3 protein-coding genes are annotated in these 4,521 nt (G+C 65.4%); 1 reads left to right on the top strand and 2 read right to left on the bottom strand.

The features are described 5' to 3' along the window. Positions 1 to 21: 21 nt before the first annotated feature. A complete protein-coding gene (locus CGU34_RS00115) occupies positions 22 to 1,098 on the bottom strand; it encodes an IS110 family transposase (RefSeq protein ID WP_100812876.1) in 1,077 nt (358 codons plus the stop codon). A 917-nt stretch (positions 1,099 to 2,015) separates the two neighbouring features. Between CGU34_RS00115 and CGU34_RS00110 the strand changes: the two genes are divergently transcribed. Continuing rightward, entirely contained in the window at positions 2,016 to 2,834 is an 819-nt protein-coding gene (locus tag CGU34_RS00110) for an acyltransferase family protein (protein WP_198517629.1), read from the top strand. Between the two features lie 136 nt (positions 2,835 to 2,970). Here CGU34_RS00110 and CGU34_RS00105 read toward each other — a convergent pair whose 3' ends face one another. Further along, positions 2,971 to 4,440 carry an IS1182 family transposase gene (locus CGU34_RS00105; protein ID WP_036294992.1) on the bottom strand — a complete coding sequence of 490 codons (1,470 nt, stop codon included), beginning with the start codon at positions 4,438 to 4,440 and terminating at the stop codon, positions 2,971 to 2,973. Between the last annotated feature and the right edge of the window lie 81 nt (positions 4,441 to 4,521).

Below are 4,521 nucleotides of genomic sequence, written 5' to 3'. Positions count from 1 at the left end.
GCGTTGATGCTCCTATATCTGTCAAGCCGCGATTTGGAGGGGTGGTCGGGCTTCGCGGATGGGGCGCATCGCGGCCCAGAGTTCGCGGGCGAGAAGACGTTTCAGACACCGGATGATCTCGGACTTCGTCTTTCCTTCGGTGATCCGGCGGGCGACGTAGGCCTTAGTGGGTTCGTGGTGCTGCATGCGAACGATGACGACACGGTAGAGTGCGGCGTTTGCTTGCCGGTGACCGCCCCGATTGAGCCGGTGTCGGGTGGTCATCCCTGACGATGCAGGGATCGGGGCGACACCGCAGAGCCGGGCGAACGCGGCCTCCGAACGGATCCGTTCCGGATTGTCGCCGGCAACGATCAGCATCTCGGCCGCGGTGTCAGGACCGACCGCAAAGGCTTTCGCGAGGTCGGGAGCGATCTGCGCGGTCAGCTCTGCCAGGAGCTTCTCATGCCCGGAGATCTCGGCATCCAGTACTTCCCAGCGACGGGCGATCGATCGTAACGTGTGCTTGGTCGACGCGATGATTGTGGTCACCTGGCCCGGACGAAGCGCCGCGCAGCGATGGATGAGCGCCATCTTCGATAGCGGTTGCAGCTCCTGACGCAGATCGTCGGGGGCGTTCACGATGACCTGCTTGAGGCTGATCATCGCGGATGTTCTCGCCTTGACGGCGACGTCCTTGGCGACCTTGATCTGACGGATCATCTCCACTGTTCCATCGGCTGACTTCGGGATGGCCGTCGCCAGGCCCGCGAGGACTGCCCTGGCTGCGTTCTCGGCATCGATGGTGTCGGACTTGCCTCGTAGTCGCCTGTCGCGACGGTCCGTTCTCATCACCTCCAGCGTCCCGATTCCACGACGGCGCACTGCGCCGGCCAGGCCTGCACCATAGGAACCGGTGCCTTCGATCCCGAAGGTGAGTTTCCCGCCGAACGATTCGCCCCAGTCGATCAGCTGGCCGTAGCCACCGGAATCCGCCGCGAAAGATCGGCGATCCAGGACCGCGCCGAGCTCATCGATCGCGACGGCGACGTGGACGTGTTTGTGAGTGTCGACGCCGACAACGACTCGACGGTGAGAGGGGACTTGCTGCATGCTCATAGTGCTCGCTCCAACCAGATCAGGACAGGGTGAGTGACACTGGCCGGTCGGGTGGACGGGACTGTGATGGGACTGTTGCGATCAGGCTCCTATGAGGTCACGCCCGCCCGGCCAGCACCACGAGGGTGATGCGCCTCCTGACGGACGACAGATCAACAGCAAGGACACCCAGACTTCGAGGTCAGTCGTCAGCAAGAGTCAGGCCGCCAGGAGGTACTCGACACTCTCACAGTCGACAGACGACGCGACCCGGCCGTCCGCTTCGCGGCGGCGGTGCACGAAGACCCACGACGTATTGCTTGCCTCGGTTCGAGTGCAGGATCGTTCCCGGCTGGGTCGACGTTGCCATCCAGCCATCTCAAGCGCGTCAACGACGAGCTCGGAGCGGAGGTGGTCAGCCGATCGACCAGCCCACGATCCCTAGCGAGCAGGCGTCGATCACTGCAGCTCAGTAGACTCACCCGTCGCGGGTGCGGTGTGGGGTGATGTCGGCGACCCAGAGCCGGTCTGGGGCATCCGAGCGGAACTATCGCTTCACATGATCTTGATGCATGGCGGGTGATGGTTTCCATCGGCGTCGCTTCCTCGGGTGACAGATAACCCGCCGCCCCCGCCTGCGCATCAGCCCGGCGACGCGTTTGCGTCCCGGCACGGATCTGCATCCCGAGACGCAGATCGGCATGTACCGGGGGTGCGACGTAGTTGCCGCGGGAATCAAGAGCACCGGAGCGATCGTTTCGGTGAGTCGCGAATCGACGACATTCGGAGGGTAGTTCACGCGTCGTTTGAACGTGTAAACCGGCTTGCCACGAACGGGCACACCCTGTGTTCGATAAGTGCGGTCGGCAGCGGGCTATGTTGAGTGAGATCGGGGTTCGGCAACGAGTTCGAAACCGGCGCCCGATATGCTGACCGCCGTGACGGGAGAAACGGTCAAAGCATCGCGAGCGCCGATCAGCGGCCGGCCGGCAAAGGGATATCTGCCGCAGCTCGACGGCCTGCGTGCCATCGCGGTCGCTCTCGTGCTGGTGTACCACTTCATCACCCCCATCCCATTTGCTGGGCAGGTAGGTGTCGATGTCTTTTTCGTGCTTTCGGGGTATCTCATCACAAGCATCCTGCTCGCGGAACATGAGCACCTCGGCCGAATCCGACTGAAGCTCTTCTTCGCGCGGCGGGCCATACGGCTCTATCCGCCGCTTCTGCTCGTCATCGCCGTGATGCTGGTCTTCGGTTTACTCCTCGCGCCCTCGATTCCGAAGTTCCTCGCGGAAACCGGATTCGCGCTCACATATACGACGCCGATCGTTCTGGAGTTCGCGAACGGTGCCAGCGTCATGTGGAGGCACACATGGAGTCTCGGCGTCGAGGAAATCTTCTACCTCGTTTGGCCCTTGCTCCTGCTGTTGCTGCTCCGCGCCCGGCCCGGTCTGCAGTGGAAGGCGGGAGCCGTTCTCGGCGTCGGCCTAGCTATGGCGGTCACCCAGGTGATCCTCATGCTTGATGGTGATCGAATGTCGATCTTGCTCAGGTCCGGCGGATTGCTTTTTGGGTGCGCAGTCGCTCTGTGCCTGCGGCAAAGCGGCCGACGCTATGCGGCTGCGTGGGGTTGGGCAGGGTTGGCAGCGATCGCCTTTGGCGTGGCCGCGTCGACTATCCTCCACAACGAGTCCATCGGCGTGCTGCTGACGCTAGGTGCGCGGGTCAGAATCGGGTGGCGTGGCGCGCGGCGTTGACTCTGGCATCGCGCGCTGACGGTCGCGAACGGGAACGGGCGGGCCGTTGCGGTGTGAGAGCGTGCGGGATCGCACGGCGAGGGGCTCGTGGCGACTGTCGGTGCGTGCTGTGACGCCCAGGGACCCCTGGGGAGGCCTATGCGGGCGCCAGCCCGGCGGCTGTAGCGACGCGGAGCTTGCGGAGGTTGTGGCAGATCGTGTGGAGTAGCCATTCGCCTTGGGCGCCGGCGAGTCCGCGTAGCCGGAGCTGTCCGGCGTTTTGCCGGGTCTTCATCTGCCCGAACGCGGGTTCAACGATGGCTTTGCGGCGCGCGTAGTCGGTGCGGCCCTGCTCGGTGCGCAGCGCGTGCGCCATCCGCTCCCGCCGGCTCGCGTCCTCTGGGGCCGGGTCCGGGGCGCCGGCGGTAGGGAAGCTCTCGCCGTGACGTTGCCGTCCCGTCGCGATCAACACCTGTGCGTCCAGATCGTCGGCGGCTTCGAGGTTGGCTTCCGAGCAGTAGCCCGCGTCAGCGAGGACGACCTCTGGGGAACGCTCGATTCCTGCCGCGTCGAGGTTCCGTAGGGTCTGCTCGGCCATCGGGACGAACTGCTGGATATCGGTGGCCTGCTGGGTGACCTCGGCGCTCAACACGATCTGGTGGCCCTCATCGACAACGGCCTGCGCGTTGAACGCGTAATCGAAGCCGCGGACCGTCTTCATCATCCGCGCCTCAGGATCGGTGAAATTGCGTTGCGCTTTCGGCTTCGGCGCCGCCGTGTCCACCGCAGTCGCGACGGCCGCGTCGGCCTGCTCAGGGGGCTGACCGGCGGCGTCGGCCTTCTTCCGCGCCACGGCTGCCGCCTTCTCGGCGGCGTCGGCCTCGATCGCGTCCTTCGCGGCACGTAGTTTTGCCAGGCGCCCCTCACGGCGGGCCAGCTCCGGGGCGACCTCGTCCCCGCGCCGGTCCTGGCCGAACTGCTGATCCTCGGCCTCATCGACCGCCTCCGCCTCGGCGAGCAGCGCAGCGACCTCGGCTTGGAGCTGATCGATCTTCGGCACGATCCGGTCATAGCTCATCGCCTTATGCCGCGACGCGTTCGCAGCCAGCTTCGTGCCATCCAGCGCGACCCGCCCCAACCGCACCAGCCCCGCCTCCGCGCAGACCCGCAGCACCTGCAGGAACAACCCCGGCAGGGCATCCAGGTGACGCCGACGAAACCGGGCCAGCGACCGGTAGTCGGGCGCCTGGTTGCCCGACAGCCACCGGAAGGCGATATCGCGCTTGCAGCGCCGCTCCAACTCACGAGACGAGGTCACGCCCGTCGCGTACGCGAACAGCAGCAGCTTCAACATCATCCGCGGGTCATACGGAGGCGCACCCGAGGCGGACGCGTACGACGCGTAGACCGGCGTCAGATCCAAGAGCTCTTCGACGACCTCGGAGATGAACCGGGCCTCATCATCCTCGTCCAGCCAGTCATCCAGACTCGGCGGGAGCAGGAAACACTGCCCCTGGTCATACCCACGGAACGTCTTGCCCGCACCCGCCGGTGCAGCCGATCCCGGCGCCCGCGCCTCACCCGGCTCGACCTCGAACAGACCCTCCAGGCTGGCAGTCACCGTCATGAATCGATTCTCCCAGCACCCCGCGCTATCCACCGGATTCACCCCGGCGCGTTAACGGAAGGATCTGACCCACGCACCTAG

This window comes from Microbacterium lacus (assembly GCF_002812805.1).
Taxonomy (GTDB): Bacteria; Actinomycetota; Actinomycetes; order Actinomycetales; family Microbacteriaceae; genus Microbacterium; species Microbacterium lacus_A.
Note: the sequence above shows the minus strand (reverse complement) of the source record. Positions and strands in the feature narration are given on the sequence as shown.